This window comes from Bosea sp. PAMC 26642 (assembly GCF_001562255.1).
In the GTDB taxonomy this organism is placed as follows: Bacteria; Pseudomonadota; Alphaproteobacteria; order Rhizobiales; family Beijerinckiaceae; genus Allobosea.
Genome location: NZ_CP014301.1, coordinates 2,847,622 through 2,866,568 on the forward strand (window position 1 = coordinate 2,847,622; position 18,947 = coordinate 2,866,568).

At 65.1% G+C, this 18,947-nt stretch carries 23 protein-coding genes and 1 other RNA gene; 3 read left to right on the forward strand and 21 right to left on the reverse strand.

What is annotated here, in order from left to right; genetic code table 11:
• Nucleotides 1–7: 7 nt before the first annotated feature.
• The 9 genes from tilS to AXW83_RS13785 all read right to left on the reverse strand — a co-directional run bounded on the left by tilS (nucleotide 8) and on the right by AXW83_RS13785 (nucleotide 8,475).
• Nucleotides 8–1,063, reverse strand: coding sequence for a tRNA lysidine(34) synthetase TilS (gene tilS, locus AXW83_RS13745; protein ID WP_066614404.1), 1,056 nt, complete (start codon nucleotides 1,061–1,063; stop codon nucleotides 8–10).
• Entirely contained in the window at nucleotides 1,060–1,989 is a 930-nt protein-coding gene (ybgF, locus tag AXW83_RS13750) for a tol-pal system protein YbgF (protein ID WP_210179704.1), read from the reverse strand. Before ybgF ends, tilS begins: the two co-directional genes overlap by 4 nt.
• Before the next feature lie 135 nt (nucleotides 1,990–2,124).
• Nucleotides 2,125–2,631, reverse strand: a complete 507-nt coding sequence (gene pal, locus AXW83_RS13755) for a peptidoglycan-associated lipoprotein Pal (protein WP_066614405.1) — start codon at nucleotides 2,629–2,631, stop codon at nucleotides 2,125–2,127.
• A gap of 395 nt (nucleotides 2,632–3,026) precedes the next feature.
• Nucleotides 3,027–4,286 carry a Tol-Pal system beta propeller repeat protein TolB gene (gene tolB / locus AXW83_RS13760; protein ID WP_082767501.1) on the reverse strand — a complete coding sequence of 420 codons (1,260 nt, stop codon included), beginning with the start codon at nucleotides 4,284–4,286 and terminating at the stop codon, nucleotides 3,027–3,029.
• Nucleotides 4,287–4,384: 98 nt separating this feature from the next.
• Nucleotides 4,385–5,587: a cell envelope integrity protein TolA gene (gene tolA / locus AXW83_RS13765; protein WP_156640042.1), complete on the reverse strand. Its 1,203-nt coding sequence runs from the start codon at nucleotides 5,585–5,587 to the stop codon at nucleotides 4,385–4,387.
• A gap of 28 nt (nucleotides 5,588–5,615) precedes the next feature.
• Nucleotides 5,616–6,065: an ExbD/TolR family protein gene (locus tag AXW83_RS13770; protein WP_066614409.1), complete on the reverse strand. Its 450-nt coding sequence runs from the start codon at nucleotides 6,063–6,065 to the stop codon at nucleotides 5,616–5,618.
• Between the two features lie 12 nt (nucleotides 6,066–6,077).
• Nucleotides 6,078–6,788 (reverse strand): protein TolQ, encoded by a 711-nt coding sequence (tolQ, locus tag AXW83_RS13775; protein ID WP_066620469.1) that lies wholly within the window; start codon nucleotides 6,786–6,788, stop codon nucleotides 6,078–6,080.
• A gap of 332 nt (nucleotides 6,789–7,120) precedes the next feature.
• The gene (locus tag AXW83_RS13780; protein ID WP_066614411.1) at nucleotides 7,121–7,573 is read right to left on the reverse strand and encodes a DUF2852 domain-containing protein; all 453 of its coding nucleotides are present in this window, start codon (nucleotides 7,571–7,573) and stop codon (nucleotides 7,121–7,123) included.
• A 254-nt stretch (nucleotides 7,574–7,827) separates the two neighbouring features.
• Complete coding sequence (locus tag AXW83_RS13785) at nucleotides 7,828–8,475, reverse strand: TetR/AcrR family transcriptional regulator (RefSeq protein ID WP_066614413.1); 648 nt, start codon at nucleotides 8,473–8,475, stop codon at nucleotides 7,828–7,830.
• Between the two features lie 130 nt (nucleotides 8,476–8,605).
• On the opposite strand from AXW83_RS13785, the gene AXW83_RS13790 reads away from it, so the two are divergent.
• Complete coding sequence (locus tag AXW83_RS13790; RefSeq protein WP_066614415.1) at nucleotides 8,606–9,235, forward strand: hypothetical protein; 630 nt, start codon at nucleotides 8,606–8,608, stop codon at nucleotides 9,233–9,235.
• Between the two features lies 1 nt (nucleotide 9,236).
• Here AXW83_RS13790 and ybgC read toward each other — a convergent pair whose 3' ends face one another.
• Entirely contained in the window at nucleotides 9,237–9,641 is a 405-nt protein-coding gene (ybgC, locus tag AXW83_RS13795) for a tol-pal system-associated acyl-CoA thioesterase (protein WP_066614417.1), read from the reverse strand.
• An 87-nt stretch (nucleotides 9,642–9,728) separates the two neighbouring features.
• Here ybgC and AXW83_RS13800 point away from each other — a divergent pair, with 87 nt between their 5' ends.
• Nucleotides 9,729–10,316, forward strand: coding sequence for an ATP-dependent Clp protease proteolytic subunit (locus AXW83_RS13800; protein ID WP_156640046.1), 588 nt, complete (start codon nucleotides 9,729–9,731; stop codon nucleotides 10,314–10,316).
• 24 nt (nucleotides 10,317–10,340) lie between these two features.
• Here the strand turns inward: AXW83_RS13800 and AXW83_RS13805 are convergent, their stop codons facing one another.
• From AXW83_RS13805 to ruvC, 6 genes are all read right to left on the reverse strand, one after another.
• Nucleotides 10,341–10,562: a type II toxin-antitoxin system HicB family antitoxin gene (locus AXW83_RS13805; RefSeq protein WP_066614419.1), complete on the reverse strand. Its 222-nt coding sequence runs from the start codon at nucleotides 10,560–10,562 to the stop codon at nucleotides 10,341–10,343.
• A gap of 121 nt (nucleotides 10,563–10,683) precedes the next feature.
• A complete protein-coding gene (locus AXW83_RS26565) occupies nucleotides 10,684–11,574 on the reverse strand; it encodes a DUF4268 domain-containing protein (protein WP_082767123.1) in 891 nt (296 codons plus the stop codon).
• A complete protein-coding gene (ruvB, locus tag AXW83_RS13810) occupies nucleotides 11,571–12,617 on the reverse strand; it encodes a Holliday junction branch migration DNA helicase RuvB (RefSeq protein WP_066614421.1) in 1,047 nt (348 codons plus the stop codon). The genes AXW83_RS26565 and ruvB overlap by 4 nt, the downstream gene beginning before the upstream one ends.
• Complete coding sequence (locus AXW83_RS13815; RefSeq protein WP_066614423.1) at nucleotides 12,614–13,099, reverse strand: GNAT family N-acetyltransferase; 486 nt, start codon at nucleotides 13,097–13,099, stop codon at nucleotides 12,614–12,616. The genes ruvB and AXW83_RS13815 overlap by 4 nt, the downstream gene beginning before the upstream one ends.
• Nucleotides 13,096–13,713 carry a Holliday junction branch migration protein RuvA gene (gene ruvA / locus AXW83_RS13820; protein ID WP_066614427.1) on the reverse strand — a complete coding sequence of 206 codons (618 nt, stop codon included), beginning with the start codon at nucleotides 13,711–13,713 and terminating at the stop codon, nucleotides 13,096–13,098. Before ruvA ends, AXW83_RS13815 begins: the two co-directional genes overlap by 4 nt.
• Entirely contained in the window at nucleotides 13,710–14,234 is a 525-nt protein-coding gene (gene ruvC, locus AXW83_RS13825) for a crossover junction endodeoxyribonuclease RuvC (protein ID WP_066614430.1), read from the reverse strand. The genes ruvA and ruvC overlap by 4 nt, the downstream gene beginning before the upstream one ends.
• 156 nt (nucleotides 14,235–14,390) lie before the next feature.
• Between ruvC and AXW83_RS13830 the strand changes: the two genes are divergently transcribed.
• Nucleotides 14,391–15,170, forward strand: a complete 780-nt coding sequence (locus tag AXW83_RS13830; RefSeq protein ID WP_066614431.1) for a sulfite exporter TauE/SafE family protein — start codon at nucleotides 14,391–14,393, stop codon at nucleotides 15,168–15,170.
• A 113-nt stretch (nucleotides 15,171–15,283) separates the two neighbouring features.
• Here AXW83_RS13830 and AXW83_RS13835 read toward each other — a convergent pair whose 3' ends face one another.
• The 5 genes from AXW83_RS13835 to AXW83_RS13855 all read right to left on the reverse strand — a co-directional run bounded on the left by AXW83_RS13835 (nucleotide 15,284) and on the right by AXW83_RS13855 (nucleotide 18,917).
• Nucleotides 15,284–16,030, reverse strand: coding sequence for a YebC/PmpR family DNA-binding transcriptional regulator (locus tag AXW83_RS13835; RefSeq protein WP_066614432.1), 747 nt, complete (start codon nucleotides 16,028–16,030; stop codon nucleotides 15,284–15,286).
• Between the two features lie 120 nt (nucleotides 16,031–16,150).
• Nucleotides 16,151–16,978 carry a TIGR00282 family metallophosphoesterase gene (locus AXW83_RS13840; RefSeq protein ID WP_066614433.1) on the reverse strand — a complete coding sequence of 276 codons (828 nt, stop codon included), beginning with the start codon at nucleotides 16,976–16,978 and terminating at the stop codon, nucleotides 16,151–16,153.
• 55 nt (nucleotides 16,979–17,033) lie between these two features.
• Nucleotides 17,034–17,612 carry a 5-formyltetrahydrofolate cyclo-ligase gene (locus AXW83_RS13845; protein WP_066614434.1) on the reverse strand — a complete coding sequence of 193 codons (579 nt, stop codon included), beginning with the start codon at nucleotides 17,610–17,612 and terminating at the stop codon, nucleotides 17,034–17,036.
• Between the two features lie 6 nt (nucleotides 17,613–17,618).
• A non-coding RNA gene (gene ssrS, locus AXW83_RS13850) (6S RNA) lies at nucleotides 17,619–17,775 on the reverse strand.
• A 53-nt stretch (nucleotides 17,776–17,828) separates the two neighbouring features.
• Nucleotides 17,829–18,917 (reverse strand): D-alanine--D-alanine ligase family protein, encoded by a 1,089-nt coding sequence (locus AXW83_RS13855; protein ID WP_066614436.1) that lies wholly within the window; start codon nucleotides 18,915–18,917, stop codon nucleotides 17,829–17,831.
• Nucleotides 18,918–18,947 lie beyond the last annotated feature (30 nt).

Sequence of the window (18,947 nt, forward strand, 5' to 3'; positions counted from 1 at the left end):
GAACTCATCACGACGCAGGGTGAACGCCGCGTCTGCGCAATGCCTCGCGGCGGAAGCGAAGCACGCCGTCGCGACGCAAGGACAAGACATATCCCGATAATGTCCGCGTCATGGCTAAGCCGGCCCGGAGCGCCGCAGCCAGCGCCAGACCGCAGGTTTCCAGCCGCTCCAGCCGCGCAAAGCCGGCAGCATCACCATCGAGCCGCGCCAGCGCCATGGCCAGCATCCGAAGCAGGATTTCGTCGGGCTCATTGCGGACAGGCGCAAGGTCCAGGCACAGTTCCTCACTCGGGGGTGCAGCAGGCAAAAGACTCGCCGCGAAAAGCCCTGTCGCTCGCGCCTCAACCGCCTGTTCGAGACGTGCCAGCCGCGAAGCGAAGGTCGCCAGCCGCCGGGCGCTCAGACCCTCGCTCGCAAGTAAGGGCATCAGCGCACGCCAGCGCACCCGCTCGAAACGGCGATCTTCATTGCTTGGATCTTCGGCGAAGGGCAGCCCGCGTTCGCGCAAGGTCGCCAGCAGCCGGGCTTTCGATACCCCAAGCAGCGGCCGGGCCAGCAGGATATCCGCCTTGCGGCTGCGCGCCCGCATTCCGAGAACGCCCGTCGGCCCCGATCCATGCGCCAGCCGCATCAAGATCGTCTCGGCCTGATCGTCGAGCGTATGAGCGGTGACGAGAACCGCGTCGCCCAGCTGCCGCGCCCGCGCCGTCAGCAGGCGGTAGCGTGCCTCGCGGGCACGAAGCTGCAGGCCCGACGAGGGCTTCGGTCCTTCCCATTTGAGAATGTCATGGGAAACCTCCAGCCCTTGGCAGAGCGTTTCGACTAGCCGCGCCTCGTCAGCCGCTTCAGACCGAAGGCCATGATCGACAGTGGCAGCATGAAGCTTGGGCCGACCGGACGCTCGCGCCCACTCCGCCAGCAAAACCAACAGAGTGACGGAATCCGGCCCTCCCGATACGGCGACGAGAAGGCCCGTCTCACATTCGAGCGGAGCAAATAGCGTCTCGGCCTCGCCAGCCGAAACCGGCGTCTCGTCGAAAGCGGCCGGCGCGACCCCGTTCAAGCGCAGCCAGAGCGGCGGCGCTCGCGCTCGACGCCCTGACGCACCGCGTTCGAGGCGGCGGGATAATCGACGCCGACCTTGGCATAGGTGGCGCAGGCCTGGTCGCGGGCGCCGAGCCCGTTCAGCGACATGCCGAGCTTCAGCAGGCTGTCGGGCGCCTTAGCCGTGCGCGGGCTCTCGCGCGAGATCTTCAGGAACTGTTCGGCCGCCTCGCGGAAGCGCTGGCGCTGGAAATAGGTCTCGCCCAGCCAGAACGTCGCGTCGACCGCCAGCCGGTCACGCGGATAGCTCTGCAGGAACTGCCGGAAGCCCATTTCCGCCTGCTCGTATTCCTTGCGCAGGATCGAGGCATAGGCCAGGTCGTAGGCCTCCTTCGCCGACGCTGGACCGCCTGCGGCTGCCGCAACGCTGGGTCCGCGCGGTGCGCCCGCCGGCAGCGCTCCCTGCGGCACATTGCGGCCGACGCCCTGGAGGTCGAGCGGGCCCTGCCCCTGGACGCTCCCCGGAGCGCTTTCGTCGATCAGGTCACCGAGCTGGCGCGGCGCGCCGGCGGCGCCTTGCTGATTCGCAGGATCGAAGGCATCGCCACGGCGCGGACGCGCAGGCTGCGCCCCGGCCGGAGGAGCCGCATTACCGGGAGCCGGCGCCGCCGACGGAGCGCGAGCACCGCCACCGCGCTCGTTCAGGCGGAACTCGACATCCTCCTGGAACTTGCGCAGCTGTTCGCTGAGGCGACGGTTCTCGAACTGCAGCTGCTCGATCTGGCCCGAAAGCTGGCGCAGCTGGTTTTCCATGCGCGACGTCCGCACCACGAGGTCGGCCGCATCCTGTGCCTGCGCTGCCGGTCCCGCGACGAGAACCAGCGCAAGGGCGCAGAGCGGCAGACGCATCAGGCGGCCGGCGCGCGACAGGAAGGATCGAACCATCATCGAAGAACCAGGTTGCAGAAAAGAAGAGTCGCAGAAGACACGGCCACCACGGCTAAAATATGAAAAGACCGGCGCTTTCTTTGCGGAAAGCGCCGGTCCCGGTCAATCTCTGAAAGCTATGGCAGGAAAAACTCAGACGCCGCCCGCGCCGTCGAGCACCGTCACCGAGCGGCGGTTCTGCGACCAGCAGGAGATGTCGTTGCAGACCGCGACCGGCCTCTCCTTGCCGTAGGAGACGATGCGCATCCGGTTGCCCGGAATGCCGCGCGAGGCGAGATAGTCGCGCACGGTCTGGGCGCGGCGCGCCGAGAGCGAGAAGTTGTATTCGCGCGTGCCGCGCTCGTCGGCATGGCCTTCGACCGTGAAAGTGTAGCGCGGATAGCGCTGCAGCCAGCCCGACTGCTTGTCGAGCGTTGCGGTCGCAGTCGATGTCAGGTCGGTGGAGTCGGTTTCGAAGAAGACGCGGTCGCCGACATTGACGACGAAGTCCTGCGCGCTGCCGGGCGTGGCGGCGCCGCCGGCCCCGAAGCCCGAACCGTCGGCGTTCTGATCCTTGGCGCAGGCGCCGAGCGCGAGCGTGGCTGCGATGGCGGCGGCGAAACGGACGGCGCGGCCGCTGGCGAAGAGGGTGGCGAGCATGGTTTGACTCCGGGACGATCGATCCTGCGAGACTGGCTCACGGATGAAAATGACACACCTCATCAATGATGCATCAACCTAAACGAGACCTTGCCAAATCAAGGCGAAGTGGCGGCATTGCGGCGTATGGTTAACCAAATATGGCGAAAGCTGGCTTTCAACAAAGCGTTGCAATTTGGCATCGCAGCGCATTACGGCGGTGCGAACGACATCGAAGGATGTGAGTCGGAACCACTACCTCGTCATTCCGGGGCAGGCCGTCAGCCCTGAGCCCGGAACCTATAGGCTCCGGTCGAAACGGATTGAGTGCGACGATGACATCGACCAATTGCGCAGGGTAGGCGTTTATGGGTTCCAGGCTCTTCGCTGCGCGAAGCCCCAGAATGACGGCGCCCTCACCGCGCCGCCGTCAGCAGCGGCGACCAGGTCGGGTCCGAGGCGAAGGCTGGCGTCGGAACCGGCACCTCAACGCGCCCGGTGATGTCGACCATGTAGAGCTTGCCACCCGACTGCCCGCCGGGATCGCGGAAGAACATCAGATACTGGCCGTTGGGCGCCCAGTTCGGCGCCTCGTTGTGGAAGCCCTCGGTCAGCAGGCGCTCGCCCGTCCCATCGGCCCGCATCACGCCGATGGCGAATCCGCCGCTGGTGCGCTTGGTGAAGGCGATCAGATCGCCGCGCGGCGACCATGACGGCTGCGAATAGGAGCCCTGGCCAAAGGAGAGCCGCTTGCCCTCCCCGCCGCCGGCACCCATCAGATAAAGCTGCTGCGAGCCGCCGCGATCGCTCTCGAACACCATCTGCGCGCCGTCGGGCGAATAGGAGGGCGAGGTGTCGATCGCGCCCGTCGAAGTCAGCCGGGTCGTCGTCCGCGAGCCGATATCGATGGCATAGAGATTGGCGTTGCCGCCCTGCTGCAGGCTGAGCGCGATCCGGGCGCCGTTGGGCGAGAAGCGGGGGCTCGAGGTCATGTCCGGGAAGTTGCCGACGATCTGGCGCTGGCCGGTCTCGATGTTGAGCACATGCACGCGCGGCTGCTCGCCCGAACGCTGCGACATGTAGGTGACCTCCTGCGAGACCGGGGAATAGCGCGGCGTCACCACCGAGACGGTGCCATCGGTCAGGTAGCGCACATTGGCGCCGTCCTGGTCCATGATGGCGAGACGCTTGCGGCGGTTCTCCTTGGTCCCGGATTCATCGACGAAGACGACTCGCGTGTCGAAGAAACCGCCGACGCCGGTGACCTTAGTGTAGATCGCGTCGGAGATGATGTGGCCGACGCGGCGCGTATTGTTCGGGTCGGTGAAATATTGCTGGCCGTCGGTCTGCGTGCCGGTGGTCACGTCCCAGAGCCGGAACTCGGCCTTGATCCGCCCGCTGCCGTCGCGCGAGACGCGGCCCGTCACCAGCGCCTGGACGCCGGCCGCCTTCCAGGCGTCGAACTGCGGCGCCGAATCGAACGGCGGATTCCGGTCGGGATGGCGCGCCTTGTCGATCGGCGTGAAATAGCCCGAGCGCTTCAGGTTGTTGGAAATCACGCCCGAGACCAGCACGCCGTTGTCGCCAGCGAAATCGGCCACCGCGATCGGCATCGGCTGGAAGGAGCCGCCGCGCAGGTCGATGACGAGTTCGGCGCGGGCGGCGGCCGGCACCATGAGCGCAGCGCCGGCGAGCACGAGAGCGCGGCGTCGCGACAGCCCGGTGGCGACGGGGCGAACGCCCTCAGCCGTGAGGGTCTCAGCGAGGATCTGGGTCACAATACGTCCCTTGCGTCGAAGTTGACGACGACGTCACGCCAGTCGTCATAATAGGAGGCGAATTGGGCCGGAATGCGCAGGGGCGCGCAACGGCGGGTCGCGGTCAGCGCCGAATCGGCGGCGACCCTGAACAGCGGGTCCGACGACGAGTTGACGACGCCCGGCGTTCCCACCAGCGACCCGTCGGTGTTCAGCTTCATCCGGACCTGCGGCACCACGGCGCCCTTCGCATTGGCGAGCGCGATCGGCACGTTCCAGCACTTCAGCAGCTGGTCCTGGATGATGCCGACGAGTTGCGCCCTCAGCGACGGGCTGAGCTTCTGCGAGGCGCCGCGCTCGGTGCCCAGCGAGGCCGTGCGGTTGACCTGCGGCGCAGCCGAGCCGGTCGACTGCGCCTGCTCCTTCGATTGAAGCAGCTTGGCGATGTCGTTCGGGTTGAAGTTCTTGGCGATCTCGGCCTCACGTTTCGCCTTGGCTTCGGCCTCCTGCTTGGCCTTGGCGGCCGCAGCGATCTTGGCCTTCGCCTCGGCTTCCGATTTCGCCTTCGCGGCAGCCGCTTCGGCTTTCTCCTTGGCCTCTTCGGCAGCCTCGGCCTTGGCCAGAGCTTCGGCCTTGGCTTTGGCCTGTGCCTCGGCGCGCGCCTGCGCATCAGCTTCGGACTTCGCCTTGGCGGCGGCCTTGGCCTGCTCTTCGGCCTGCTTGGCCTTGGAGGCGATCTCGGCCTCCTCGGCGAGCTTCGCCAGTTCCTCGCGGCGCTGTTCGGCCTGGGCCTGCGCTTCGCTCTTCTGCGGCGGCTGCTTCACCGGCTCGGGCGGCTTCGGTGTCGGCTCGGCCTTCGGCAGCAGCGCGGCCCGGGAAGGCGGCAGCGGCGCGGCGGCATTGTCGTCGGCCGTCTTCAGTTCGACGGGGCGGCTCGGCGGCGCCGGCGCATCGACCTTGGCCTCGCCTGCCTCCTTGCGCTCGACGATCTCCGACTTGCGCTCGGCCCGCTGGATCGGCTGCTCCTGGACCTTCTCGGCCTTGCGCTCGCCGCGCGTGACCTGGTTCAGCGCCGAGGGATCGACGACCTCGACCGAGATCGCTTCCTCGTTCTCCGGCAGGGGCGTCGGCGACGAAAACGCCAGCAGCCCCGCGACGAGGAACGTCACGTGGCCCAGCGCAGACATCACCATGCCCGGTTCGGAGGTCGTCAGTTTCACGCCCTGCACACTCTCGCTTGCAAAATCGTCAGCGCGCCGAAGGCTCTGTAACCAGCGCCACGCGCTTGAAGCCGGCCGACGTGATCGTCGACATCACCGATGCGACGCGTCCGTAATCGACCATCTTGTCGCCGCGCACATAGATGCGCTGGTCGAAGCCGTCCTTGGCCAGGCCCTGCAGCTTCATCACCAGATCCGGCTCCAGCGTCGGCTGGTCCTGCAGGAAGATCTGGCCCTTGCCGTCGATCGCGATCGTCACCGGCTTCTGATCGACATTGATCGGCTTGGCGCCGGTCTGCGGCAGGTCGATCGGCACGCCGGTCGCGATCAGCGGCGCCGCGACCATGAAGATGATGAGCAGCACCAGCATGACGTCGATGAACGGCGTCATGTTGATCTCTGCGATGGCGCCGTGGCGGCGCGGGCGCCGGCCCCGTCGTCCGCCGGACTTGGCTCCGGCTGCTGCTGACATGCCCATGCGATCAGCCCCTCAAGCCGCCAGCCGCTCGTCGATCTGCCGCGACAGGATCGCGGAGAACTCGTCGGCGAAGGCTTCCAGCCGGTTCGTGGCCTTGGCGACCTCGGACTGCAGCTTGTTGTAGGCCATCAGAGCCGGGATGGCGGCGAACAGGCCGATCGCGGTGGCAAACAGCGCCTCGGCGATACCGGGAGCGACCACGGCAAGCGACGAGTTCTTCGATACCGCGATCGCGGTGAACGAGTTCATGATGCCCCAGACCGTGCCGAACAGGCCGATGAAGGGCGCAGCCGACGCCACCGTCGAGAGCACGAGCAGCTTCGATTCGAGCCGCTCGGTCTCGCGCTGGATCGTCACGTCGAGCACCTTGTCGATGCGCTGCGACAGGCTGGCGACGGAGCGCCCGCCATTCTCGAAGGAGCGCTTCCATTCGCGCATCGCCGCCACGAAGACGGCGGACATGTCGCTGACAGGGCCGGTCGAGAGATCGCGATAAAGTTCTTCCAGCGAACGCCCCGACCAGAACACCTCCTCGAAGGCATCCATGCCCTTGCGCGTGCGGCGATAGAGCAATGTCTTGTCGATGATGATCGACCAGCACCAAACGGAGGCGCCGAGCAGGCCCATCATCACGAGCTTGACGACGATATGGGCGTGCCAGAACAGGGTCCAGAACGACATGTCGATCTGCGGGGCCGCTTGCGCGACATCGGCGGGATTCATCTCGTCGTCCTTCTGCCTCGGCAGGCGCTGCGCTTTTGCAACGGCGCAATCCTGCCGCACGCGTCACGGGACAACCCGCGCCGCCGCCCGATCCGCGATCCGGGGAAACTGCCAGTGCCCTCAATCGCCCCTGAATCCGGCGAAAGATGGGCGCAAACGGGGTTTCACGCGGAACGCGTGTTCGTAACGAGTTAAGCCTCCGGCAAGGTTAATGCCGGGTATACGCCGTCATTCCCGCTATGCGGTCGCTCGCCGCAGCCCGGACATGACGACGCCCGCCCCGGAGGATCCGGGGCGGGCGCGACGATTATGCTGGTCCTTAGTCGAGACGATCAGGCGGCGGTCTGGACCGTGCCCTCGCCGCTGCGCCGGTCGGCCATGAACTGGTCGAACTCGGCCTTGTCGCGGGCCATGCGCAGCTTGCCCAGGAAGTCCTGGAACTCGCGCTGCTCGTCCTCCAGACGGCGCAAAGTCTCCTGGCGGTACTCGTCGAAGGCGCGGTTGCCACTCGACGGGCCGCGATGCCAGCCGCCGCCACCGAAGCCGCCGCCGAGACCGCCTTCTTGGCCGCCCATGCGCTGGCGCAGGCGTTCCATCTTCTCCTGAAGACGGCTCATCTTGTATTCGTACCGGCCGGCGCCGGCATGACCGCAACCCATGCGTCCACTCCATATGATGAAGGCCAGGGTCGCCAGACCCAGGGGCCAGAACAGGAAGAAGCCGAGAACCGCGAAAGCGATCCAGGCCCCTTTCCCAAACTCGTCCAGTTTCGCGACGATCGGCATCGATCCCTCTCCCGAAAAGCGTGAATGTAAATCACATTTACATAAATGGATGTGGGGCGGCGCGTTGTCAAGATGCCGGATCGGGCCACGGCTCGGGCGGCACCACACCGTCATTCCGGGGCAGCGCGCAGCGAACCCATAAACGCAGGCCTGGCCAGACCGGGCATCGACGACGTGGCATCTATTCGGAACGCTCCGGAGCTTCTGGGTTCCGGGCTCGACCCTGCGGGTCGCCCCGGAATGACGGCGCGGACTCAGCCCCGTCTCTCGCCGCCGATCCCGAGCCCCTGCAGATAGATCAGCATCCCCGCCTCCAGCAGTTCCGCCGCCGACATCGGCAAAGGCCGCCTGCCGCCGTCGGCCCGGCCAAACAGCGCCGCCACGCCATGCGACATCGACCAGACATGCAGCGCCATCATCAGCGCCGGCGGGCGTTTGCCCACAGGCAGCAGCGCGATCAGCGCCTCCGACGCCGCCCGCAGATTCTGGAAGGCCCGGTCAGCAGCACTGCGAAGCTCCGGACTGGCGTCGAGCGGCACCCCGGCCTCGAACATCGCGGAATAATAGGCCGGCTCGTCATGGGCGAAGGCGAGATAGGCCCGGCCGAGCCGCTGGAACGCCGTTTCCGGATCAGGCCTGCCCTGATCCCACGCTTTGGCAAGCGCCGCCTCGAAAACCTCGAAACCACGTGCCGCGACATCGGCCAGCAGCGCATCCTTGTCGCGATAATGCCGGTAGGGTGCGGCGGGGCTAACGCCCGCGACGCGCGCGGCTTCCGCGAAGGTGAACCCGTTGGGGCCCTTCTCGCCGATCAGCCCGAGCGCGGCCCGGACCAGCTCTTCCTTGAGATTGCCATGGTGATAGCCGCGTGGCGGATCGGGGTTGTTGCGCTTCCAGCTCATGTATCGAGCGCTAACATCGTCCCGCACATTCGTCCATCGACGCCATGCTCGACGAGGGCCATCTGCGCTGACAATCTGGCACGAAGGCATGGGTCCGCCTCTTGGGGCGTTGGCATAGGGGGGCTTTCGCATGGCGCTGATGGCGCGGGCGCGCAGCTTTTTCAGGCGTTTCGTCTGGAACCGCGCCACCTTGACCGCGATCCTGCTCTCATCGCCGGCGATCCTGACCGCGATCGGCTCCTACGCCATGTCGCGATCGGTCGATGCCGAGATCGCCGAACTGAACCAGCAGCGCGACAAGATGACCGAAACCTCGAGGCAGCTCGACCTCTTCACCCGGGACGTCGAACGCTACCAGCTCGACCGCGCTTCGCTCCTGCTCGTCATGGCCGGGCAGGACAGCGATCAGCGGCTGCGCTACGCGCTCGACAAGCTGTTCCGCCTGAACGCGCAGGGCTCAATGCGCCGTGTCGCGGCGACGCTCTATCCCGATGGCTGGAAGGCGCGCATGAGCCCCTATGAAGAACTCGTCCAGCAGGAATACGGCCAACCCGAAATGGTTCAGCAGCTCCAGTCCTTCGAGAGCGGCATGATCGCCGACGCCGGCCGGCAGCTCACCACGCTTCAGGAGAGCCTCAACGGCGTCTCGGCCCGGATCGACGCCGCCACCGCCTTCAAGACGACGATCCTGAGCATCGCCAATTCGCTGATGTACATCCTCACCATCATGCTGTTCTTCCTGAAGACCAACATGAAATAGCCTATTCCGGCATCCCGAGCCGCCGCCGCAGCCCGTCGGGGATGCGCCGCGCCCGGCCGCCGCCGACGCAGGCGACCAGAACCTGCGCCGTCACCAGCACCTCCTCGCCGCGCAGCACCCGCTGGACCACGTCCATCGTGGCTCCCCGTGCCGCGATTGAGCGGGTCTCGACGGTCAAAAGGTCGTCCATCACGGCGGGCTTCAGGAAGTCGATGGTCATCTTGCGCACGGCAAAGCCCAGCGCCGTCTCGCCATCGAACAGCTCGCGCTGCGCCACCCCGAGCGAGCGGATCAGCTCGGTACGCCCGCGCTCCATGAAGCGCAGATAGGAGGCGTGATAGACGACGCCCGAGAAGTCCGTGTCCTCGTAATAGACGCGGACGGGGAGGAGGTGTGAGGCGGTCATTCAGTCCATCAGTCCGATATCTGCGCTCGCCGCGCCTTGCTTCCCAGTCGAATCACCGTAGCATCGTCATAGAAGGGGGATGCAGCTATGGCACAGATGTTCGAGAAGAAGCCGGATCAGGGCGATCCGATCCAGAGTGGCATCGCCGAATTGCTCTTCAAGAGTCGTCACGTTCTGATCACCGGCACGATCGACGACAAGCTGGCGCGGAACACGGTCGCGCATCTACTCGCCTTGGCCGAAGACGGCGACGCTCCGATCAACGTCTTCATCAGTTCGCCAGGCGGTCATGTCGAGTCAGGCGACATGGTCCATGATGTGATCAAGTTCATCAAGCCCGAGGTGCGCACCATCGGCAGCGGCTGGGTCGCCAGCGCCGGCGCGCTGATCTTCGTCGGCGCCGAGAGAAGCAACCGCTTTTGCCTGCCGAACACGCGCTTTCTGCTGCACCAGCCCAGCGGCGGCGTCGGCGGCATGGTCTCAGACATCGGCATCCAGGCCCGCCAGCTTGAATTGATGCGTCAACGCTTCGACGATCTCTTCGCGGATGCGACTGGGCAGACTCCCGAACGCATCAGGCACGACACGCAGCGCGACTTCTGGCTCAACACCCGCGAGGCGATCGATTACGGCCTGCTCGGCAAGGTGATCTCGCGGGCAGACGAGTTGTCGTAGATCGCGCGAACCAGCCTTTGGCGATCACTCCGCGGCAGTCAGCGTGCGTGTCGGCAGGGGTACCTCCCGGCCAAGCTCGGTGGCTGCCTCGATCCAGGACAGGATTGCGTCCTGCACATTGATGAGCGCCTCTTCGGGCGTGTCGCCATCGGACATGCAGCCAGGCAGATCGGGAACGGTGGCCAAATAGCCACTGCCGTTTGCTCTCGACAGGGGTTCAATCAGAACTCGATGCTCCAATCTCATGATACGTCTCCAAGAGGCAAAGCGCTGACTTCTTTCAGCGTATCGGAATCCAGCTTAACCGTCTGAACCGAACATGCGCTTACAAAATCGGGGAAAATAGATTTAAATCTCAATAGATTATCTATCGCCATTTTCTTATTTCAACAAGCGTATCTGTATCAGATTCGATATCGCCATCACGGTAAATTGCAATCCTGCAAGCCCTTTTCTTTTCAAGTCTTTCCCAATTTAGGGGCGCGCCAAATTTAAGTTCGATCTGGGATTTTTTTGCAAACAGGCAATCAAAAATGGCCTCGTTCTGCTCCTTGTTGTCACAATCAAGATAGACCTCAGCGCGCACTTTTCCACCTTGCGAGAAGCTAGTTCCGTACTTGAAAAGACGAGAATTCTGAGACGAGAAGCTATACCAATTTTGCGGCTGCGCAGCTCTTGCATTTGTGAACTTGTGCTTCTCCCTAAGTTCATCGATCAAATATTGAAAATACTGCTTATATTTCTCTCTCGTCTCGGAAATTGCCGGACTGATAGCTCCATCTCCAAGGCTCTGCCGAACCGGCTCCGAAACAAGATCAAGTAAAAATGCAGGCTTTGAATTTTCAATTCTAACAACAGAAGCCTCTAACGCATAGAATAATAAGCCGTCTTTAAAATTACTATTAAGAAAATCGATTGCAGATTTATGTTCTGGTCGCAATTTTTCGGCAATCCAAATTATGACTGATGCATTTAGCATAGATGCATATGTAATAATTTGGCCCAAATGTCGATGATCTGTACTCCCGAATTGATTTTCAATTATCACTCTTTTATTTGTAGCTATCTCATTGGCAACAATATCAGCTGAAAAATCGCCAGCAGAGACCTCTATACCATCAAGTTCTAGCTCCATTCCAATCTGGTTGCCTAGCTTATCGAGGTTTTGTGCCAGCCAAGGGGTAAAATCAGTAGCCTCTCCGCTCCATAGTGATTTGAGCGGAATTCTTTCAAGAACGCCAAGCTCTGGTCCGCTCATAACTGTTCTCCATCATCAGAAAATAGCCCGAACTGCGCCGCCTCCCGGCTCGGCTCGGGCATCCCGAGATGCCTGAACGCGTGCGGCGTCAGAAGCCGCCCGCGCGGGGTGCGCTGGATGAAACCCTGCTGCAGCAGGAAGGGCTCGATGATCTCCTCGATCGCGTCACGCGGTTCCGAGAGCGAGGCCGCGATGGTCTCGATCCCGACCGGCCCGCCGCCGAAATTGATCGCCACCGTGGTGAGGTAACGCCGGTCCATCTGGTCGAGCCCGATCGCATCGACGTCGAGCAGTCCGAGCGCCTTGTCGGCGACGGCGCGCGTGATCTGCGGGTCGCCGTCGACGATGGCGAAGTCGCGCACCCGCCGCAGCAGCCGTCCCGCGATGCGCGGTGTCCCCCGCGACCGCCGCGCAATCTCGTTGGCGCCGTCCTCGGTCATGCCGATGCCGAGCACGCGCGCCCCGCGCGCCACGATGCTCTGCAGCTCCTCGACCGTGTAGAACTGCAGCCGGATCGGGATGCCGAAGCGGTCGCGCAGCGGCGTCGTCAGCAGGCCCGCCCGCGTCGTGGCGCCCACCAGCGTGAACTTCGGCAGGTCGATCTTGACCGAGCGCGCCGCCGGCCCCTCGCCGATGATCAGGTCGAGTTGGTAGTCCTCCATCGCCGGATAGAGGATCTCCTCCACCGCAGGATTCAGCCGGTGGATCTCGTCGATGAAGAGCACGTCGCGCTCTTCCAGATTGGTCAGCTGCGCCGCGAGATCGCCGGCCTTGGCGATGACCGGCCCCGAGGTCGAGCGGAAATTGACGCCGAGTTCCCGCGCCACGATCTGCGCCAGTGTCGTCTTGCCCAGGCCCGGCGGCCCGACGAACAGGACATGGTCGAGCGCATCGCCCCGCGTCCGCGCCGCTTCGATGAAGACCTGGAGATTAGCCCGCGCCGCCGCCTGCCCGGTGAAATCGGCAAGCGAAAGCGGCCGCAGCGAGGTCTCGCTGTCGTCGTCGCGGCGTTCTGGCGTGACGAGGCGGCGCGGCTCGCTCAAAGCGCGATCTCCAGTTCGAGCGCGTCATGGATGGGGATATCCATGTAGCCCGTCCGGATGATGGCCGGAACCACCGACCGGAAATTGTCGATCGCTTCGATATGGAGCCGCGAGAAGCGGAATCCGCATTTCTGGTAGAAGGCGAGTCCGGGCATGTTGTCGTTGGTGAGCATCGCCTTCAATCGCGTCGCTCCGCGTTTCCGCGCCGCGTCCTGCACAGCCTTCAGCAAGGTGACGGCCACACCTTGTCCCGGCACGAGCGAATGCAGGGCGCAAAGCAGTGCGACATCGTCGCGCATCGTCCAGCTCGCATAGGCCTTGAACCGTCCGTCCTCGCCAGCCACGCCGAGCAGATCGAGCGTGGCACAGTCATAGACGGTGAAATCGATCATCATGCTGTGCGATCCCCAGTTCGCCAGCATCACCGCAAGGAACTCGGACTTGTCGTCGACCGGCATGATCGTCAGGCCGCCGTCACTCACTTCGCCAGCTCCTTCAGCCCGAGCTTGATCAGCTGCGCCGTTCCTGCGCCATCGCCTGCCGCCCGCGCCGCCGCAGCCACCGCCGCGACCGCTTGCGCCTGCGGATAACCCAAATTGGACAGCGCCGAGACCGCGTCCGCTACCGGCTGCGGCAGCTTGCGGTCCTCCAGCGCGCCGGCCAGCTGCGCGACGCCCGGATCGATATGCCCGAAGGCCGGCGCCTTGTCCTTGAGCTCGGCGCAGAGTCGCTGGGCCAGCTTGGGACCGACGCCAGGCGCGCGCGCCACCGCCGCCTTGTCGTTGGTCGCGATCGCGGTCGCAAGCTGACCGGGCTCGAAGGTCGAGAGGATGGCGAGCGCCACCTTGGCGCCGACGCCCTGCACCACCTGCATCAGCCTGAACCAATCGCGCTCGTTGTCGGACATGAAGCCGTAGAGCCGGATCGCATCCTCGCGCACATGCGTCTCGATCGAAAGCACCGCCGCCTCGCCGGGCTTGGGCAGGCGCTGCAGCGTCCGCGACGAGCACTGCACGACATAGCCGACGCCCTGCACGTCGACGATGACGAAATCCTCGCCATAGGAATCGATCAGCCCCTTCAGCTTGCCGATCATACCGGACTGCCTCCCGCCCTCATTTGCACCGCGAGATTGCGCATGCCGCGATGCTGCGCATGGCAGATCGCCACCGCCAGCGCATCGGCCGCATCGGCGCTCGTCGTCTCGGCCTTCGGCAGCAGCACGCGGATCATCATCTGGACCTGTTTCTTGTCGGCATGGCCGACGCCGACCACCGTCTTCTTGACGAGGTTCGCCGCATACTCCGCGACGCTCAGCCCCGCCAGCGCCGGCACCACCAGCGCGATGCCGCGCGCCTGGCCGAGCTTCAATGCCGATTGGGGATCACGATTGACGAAGGTCTCTTCGACCGCGGCCTCGTCGGGCGTCCAGGCCGCGATCACGCCGGCGAGCCCGTCGTGCAATTGCCGTAGCCGCTCGGCCAGCGTGCGCTTCTCGTCGCTCTCGACGCAGCCGCAGGCGACGAAGCCGAGCTTGCTGCCCTCCGACAGGATGATGCCCCATCCGGTCTTGCGGAGGCCGGGGTCGAGACCGAGAATGCGAATCGGAGCTGCCATGTCGCGCGGAGCCTAGCTCGCAGACATGCTCCGTTCCATGGCCGTCATGACGATCGATGAGCGGAACGCATTGGTCGCATCACGAGGAAAGGCTTGATCCGATCCCCGCTTTCCCGATGGTAGGTTTCCAGCCTCCGGCGCCCGTTCCCCGAGTCGATGCCCGCTCTCATCACCGACCTCTTCCCCGGTATCTCGTCCGCCGGGATTTCCGTTCTGCTGGCGGCGACCCTGCTGGGCGGACTGGTGCGCGGCTTTACCGGCTTCGGCTTCGCCATGGTCTTCATGCCGCTCGCCTCGATGGTCGTCGGACCGGTGGCGGCGCTCGGGCTGATCTGGTGCATCGATGCGCCCTTCGCCCTGCCGATCGCCGCCGGCAATGCCAGACAGGCCGAGTGGCGCGAGGTCGCGCCCCTGTTGCTGACCGCGACGCTCGCCTTGCCCGCGGGCATCTGGCTGCTGATCTGGCTCGACCGCGAGACGATGCGCTGGATTCTGGCCGTACTGATCTTGGCCGCGGTCGCGCTGATGGCCTCGGGCTGGCGCTATCACGGCCGGCCAGGCATCCCCCTCTCGCTCGGCGTCGGCGTGCTCTCGGGCCTGTTCAACGGCATGGCCTCGATCGGCGGCATGCCGCTGGCCGTGTTCTGGCTCGGCGCCCAGCGCAACGACCGGCACCAGACCCGCGCCAACCTGCAGACCTTCTTCGGCGTCTCGACGCTGATCTCAGGCGCGATCCTCTGGCGCAACGGCATCCTGACGATGACCGCGCTGCTGATGGCCCTGCCGCTGATGGCGGTTTATGGCGCCGGCATGTGGGCGGGAACGCACGGCTTCCGCCTGGCGAACGAAATCACGTTTCGTCGCATCGCCTATGCGGTAATCTTCGTCAGCGCGCTGGTCAGCCTGCCGCTGTGGGATGCGGTGGTGGGGCGCTGACCGCGCCGTCATGCTCGCCCTTGTGGCGAGCATCCACGTCTCGGGCGTAGCGCTCGACCAGCAAAGACGTGGATGGCCGGGACAAGCCCGACCATGACGAAAAGGGAAGCGCCTCAGGCCCCCAGCTTCGCCATCACATCGTCGGCGATCTCGAAATTGGCGAAGACGTTCTGGACGTCGTCGTCATTGTCGAGCGCCTCCATCAGCCGCATCATCGAAGCCGCCTTCTCCTCGTCGAGCGGAGCGGTCGTCGAAGGTCGCCACACCGGCTTGGCGGAGGCCGGCGCGCCGAGCGTTGCCTCCAGCGCCTTCGAGACCTCGTTCAGGCTGTCGAACGCACACAGGATGAGATGGCCATTCTCGTCGCTGATCACGTCGTCGGCCCCGGCCTCGATGGCGGCCTCCATGAGCTTGTCGGCGTCGCCAGTCTCGATCGGATAGCTGATCTCGCCGACGCGGCTGAACATGAACGAGACCGAATTGCTCTCGCCCAGCGCCCCGCCCGATTTGGTGAAATAGGAGCGCACGGCCGAGGCGGTCCGGTTGCGGTTGTCGGTCAGCGCCTCGACGATGACGGCGGCCCCGCCCGGCCCATAGCCCTCGTAGCGAACCTCGTCATAGTTGTCGCCCTCTCCAACCGCTGCCTTGTTGATGGCGCGCTGGATGTTGTCCTTGGGCATGTTTTCCGCCCGGGCTGCCAGCACCGCCATGCGCAAGCGCGGATTCATCGCGGGATCGGGCATCCCCATCTTGGCGGCGACGGTGATTTCACGTCCCAGTTTCGAGAACAGCTTGGCGCGCACGGCGTCCTGCTTGCCCTTGCGGTGCATGATGTTCTTGAATTGGGAATGGCCGGCCATGGGAATTCAGCCTCTGCTCTCGTATTGCTGGATCGCCGCCCGCGGCGCCTTCGGATGCCCCGGAACGGATAGAGCGGCCTTATAGGCGTCGCCTTCGCCGGCAGGCAAGCCGGCTCGATGTCAGGCCGGAAGCCAGGGCGTCGGCACCGCCTCGCTCAGATGCGGTCCTAGCCTGACCGGCCAGACCGAGAGCGCCAGGCCCGTCCGGTCGTCGATCTCGACCGCGACTCCCGACAATGTGCCCTTGCCTGTCGCCGGCTCCAGCCGGGCGCCCGGCGTCTTTTGCAGGAAGCGGCGGACCGGCTCGTCTTTCTGCATCCCCAGTACCGAATCATAATCGCCGCACATGCCGGCATCCGACTGGAAGGCGGTGCCGGCGGGCAGGATGCGCGTATCGGCCGTCGGCGCGTGGGTATGCGTACCGACGACGAGGCTGGCCCGGCCGTCGAGGAAATAGCCCATCGCCTGCTTCTCGCTCGTCGCCTCGGCATGACAGTCGACGATGACGGCGTCGGCCACTTCGCCGAGCGGACAGGCGGAGAGTTCGCGCTCGACGGCGGCGAAAGGGTCGTCGAGCGCGTCCATGAAGATGCGCCCCATCACGTTGACCACGAGCACGCGCGCTCCGTTGCGGGCCTCGATCACGGCCGCGCCGCGACCGGGCGTCCCGGCGGGATAATTCGCCGGCCGGACCAGACGTTGCTGCCGCTCGATGAAGACCAGCGCCTCGCGCTGGTCCCAGGAATGGTTGCCGAGCGTCACCGCATCCGCACCGGCCGCCAGCAGTTCGTCGCAGATCGTCTCGGTGATGCCGAAGCCGCCCGCCGCGTTCTCGCCGTTGATGACGACGCAGTCGAGCTGCCACTGAGCACGCAGCGACGGCAGGCGCTCCTGCACGGCGACCCGTCCGGGCCGGCCGACGACATCGCCGAGGAAGAGAAAACGCATGGGAGAAAACTCGATGGCTGCGACAAATCTTCCGTCGCGCGAATGACAATTGGAATCAACCGCAGCGAATGGTCTCGCCTTCGGTCAGGATCCAGTCGAGCCGCCGGTCATGCGCCTCGTCCGGCACGGCCGCAATCTCCTGCGCACCGTAGGCGAGCCCGATGCTGGTCACCGGGCCGAGTTCGGCGAGCTTGCTGTCGTAATGGCCCTTGCCGTAGCCGATTCGAAAACCGCGCCGGTCGAAGGCGGCCAGCGGCACGAGCAGGATCGTCGGCGCGATCTCGGGCTGGTGCGGCTCGGGCACCAATGTCCCGAACCCGCCGGGCACGATCGGCTCATAGGGCGCCCAGCGCCGGAAGATCATGCGCCTGTCGACGATCGCGGGCAGGCAAAGCTGCAATCCCCGCTCATGCAGCCCTTCCATGATCGGCCGCGGATCGGCCTCGGACCGCATCGGCCAATAGGCGGAGACGATGTCCTCGCTGGAGAAGACCGGCAAAGCCAGCACCCGCTCCGTGATCGCCTGGTCCCAGACCAGCCGGTCGTCGATCTCCAGCGCATCGCGGCGCGACAACGCTGCATCGCGCAAGGCGGCCTTGCGGCTGGCGGCGGTCTTGGAAAACTGCTCGATCATGGAAAGTGCTGAGCCACCTTGGCCGTGGAGATTTCGATCCCGGGACACCTACTAAAGTAGGTGGGTGCCGTGTGTCCGGGTCCAGGGACCCAGACAGGGACAGCTCCCTAGGGAGTCGTATGGGCCCGGGAATACACTCCTCGCACGCACCAGGCAGCCCAGCCCAACCAATGTAAGGACTACGCCGGCAAAGCGCCAGTGGCGAGTTGGGGACGATCAGGACCTGGCCGGGCTTTCCGCTGCCCTCGCCCGCGCCAGCCCATGCTGGATCACCCGGTCGATCAGGTCCGGATAGGCGATGCCGCTGGCCGCCAAGGCCTTCGGATACATGCTGATATCGGTAAAGCCCGGGATCGTGTTGATCTCGTTGACCACGGCGCTCATATCCGGCCGCACGAAGAAATCGACGCGGGCCATGCCGTCGCAGCCGAGTGCATGGAACGCCTGCAGCGCCAGCCCCCTGATCCGCTCCGCGACATCGTCGGGCAGGTCGGCGGGAATGCTGATCTCCGCCCCGTCGGCATCGAGATACTTGGCCTCGTAGGTGTAGAAGCCGTGGCTGGCCGCAGGCATGATTTCGCCCGGCACGGAGACGATGGTCTCAGCCCCGGCCTGTTCGAGGACGCTGCATTCGATCTCGCGCCCCTGGATGAATTCTTCGACCAGTACCTTCTGGTCAAACTTGAAACCCTCGGCCAGTGCGGCCTGGAATTCGTCCGCCGTCGTCGCCTTGCTGACCCCGACCGACGAGCCCTGCCGGACGGGCTTGACGAAGAGCGGCAGGCCGAGCGCCTCGCTGACCTCCTCGAAGGACGGTGTCTCGCCGCGCCGCACGGTGATCGAGCGCGCCACCAGCAGCCCGGCCTCCCGCAGCAGGCGCTTGGCGATATCCTTGTCGATGGCCGTAGCCGATCCCAGGATGCCGCACCCCGCCAGAGGCACACCCGCGACCGCAGCCAGTCCCTGGACCGAGCCGTCCTCGCCGTTCAGCCCGTGCAGGACCGGAAACAGGACATCGACTGCCGCCAGTTCCTCGGGCTTGCCGCCCTTCGGCAGGCTGAGCAGCCGGCCTCGTCCACCGGGCAACAGGCAGATCTCGGAGCCGACCTCAGGGATGGGCTCAGGCAGGACGCCGTTCTGCAGTTCGAGCAGCCGCCACTCACCGCTCCGGCTGATCAGGATCGGCACCACCTCGTATTTCGCCTTGTCGATCGCCCGCACCACATTCCCGGCGGACAGCAGCGAGACCTCGTGCTCGGCGGATTGTCCGCCCAGGAGAACAGCAACCCGCAATCTGTCGGTCATGGATGTTCGGTCTCGCATCGGTTGGATGGC

What these genes read in the sequence shown, in the direction of transcription:
- AXW83_RS13855 (WP_066614436.1), bottom strand. Translation starts at nt 18,917, where the DNA reads ATGACCGACAGATTGCGGGTTGCTGTTCTCCTGGGCGGACAATCCGCC.
- ybgC (WP_066614417.1), bottom strand. Translation starts at nt 9,641, where the DNA reads ATGACCGCCTCACACCTCCTCCCCGTCCGCGTCTATTACGAGGACACG.
- tolQ (WP_066620469.1), bottom strand. Translation starts at nt 6,788, where the DNA reads ATGAATCCCGCCGATGTCGCGCAAGCGGCCCCGCAGATCGACATGTCG.
- ybgF (WP_210179704.1), bottom strand. Translation starts at nt 1,989, where the DNA reads ATGGTTCGATCCTTCCTGTCGCGCGCCGGCCGCCTGATGCGTCTGCCG.
- tolB (WP_082767501.1), bottom strand. Translation starts at nt 4,286, where the DNA reads ATGGTGCCGGCCGCCGCCCGCGCCGAACTCGTCATCGACCTGCGCGGC.
- AXW83_RS13845 (WP_066614434.1), bottom strand. Translation starts at nt 17,612, where the DNA reads ATGATCGAGCAGTTTTCCAAGACCGCCGCCAGCCGCAAGGCCGCCTTG.
- ruvA (WP_066614427.1), bottom strand. Translation starts at nt 13,713, where the DNA reads ATGATCGGCAAGCTGAAGGGGCTGATCGATTCCTATGGCGAGGATTTC.
- pal (WP_066614405.1), bottom strand. Translation starts at nt 2,631, where the DNA reads ATGCTCGCCACCCTCTTCGCCAGCGGCCGCGCCGTCCGTTTCGCCGCC.
- AXW83_RS13805 (WP_066614419.1), bottom strand. Translation starts at nt 10,562, where the DNA reads ATGAGATTGGAGCATCGAGTTCTGATTGAACCCCTGTCGAGAGCAAAC.
- AXW83_RS13840 (WP_066614433.1), bottom strand. Translation starts at nt 16,978, where the DNA reads ATGCGTTTTCTCTTCCTCGGCGATGTCGTCGGCCGGCCCGGACGGGTC.
- AXW83_RS13785 (WP_066614413.1), bottom strand. Translation starts at nt 8,475, where the DNA reads ATGAGCTGGAAGCGCAACAACCCCGATCCGCCACGCGGCTATCACCAT.
- AXW83_RS13800 (WP_156640046.1), top strand. Translation starts at nt 9,729, where the DNA reads ATGGCACAGATGTTCGAGAAGAAGCCGGATCAGGGCGATCCGATCCAG.
- AXW83_RS26565 (WP_082767123.1), bottom strand. Translation starts at nt 11,574, where the DNA reads ATGAGCGGACCAGAGCTTGGCGTTCTTGAAAGAATTCCGCTCAAATCA.
- AXW83_RS13835 (WP_066614432.1), bottom strand. Translation starts at nt 16,030, where the DNA reads ATGGCCGGCCATTCCCAATTCAAGAACATCATGCACCGCAAGGGCAAG.
- AXW83_RS13790 (WP_066614415.1), top strand. Translation starts at nt 8,606, where the DNA reads ATGGCGCTGATGGCGCGGGCGCGCAGCTTTTTCAGGCGTTTCGTCTGG.
- AXW83_RS13780 (WP_066614411.1), bottom strand. Translation starts at nt 7,573, where the DNA reads ATGCCGATCGTCGCGAAACTGGACGAGTTTGGGAAAGGGGCCTGGATC.
- ruvC (WP_066614430.1), bottom strand. Translation starts at nt 14,234, where the DNA reads ATGGCAGCTCCGATTCGCATTCTCGGTCTCGACCCCGGCCTCCGCAAG.
- AXW83_RS13830 (WP_066614431.1), top strand. Translation starts at nt 14,391, where the DNA reads ATGCCCGCTCTCATCACCGACCTCTTCCCCGGTATCTCGTCCGCCGGG.
- AXW83_RS13770 (WP_066614409.1), bottom strand. Translation starts at nt 6,065, where the DNA reads ATGGGCATGTCAGCAGCAGCCGGAGCCAAGTCCGGCGGACGACGGGGC.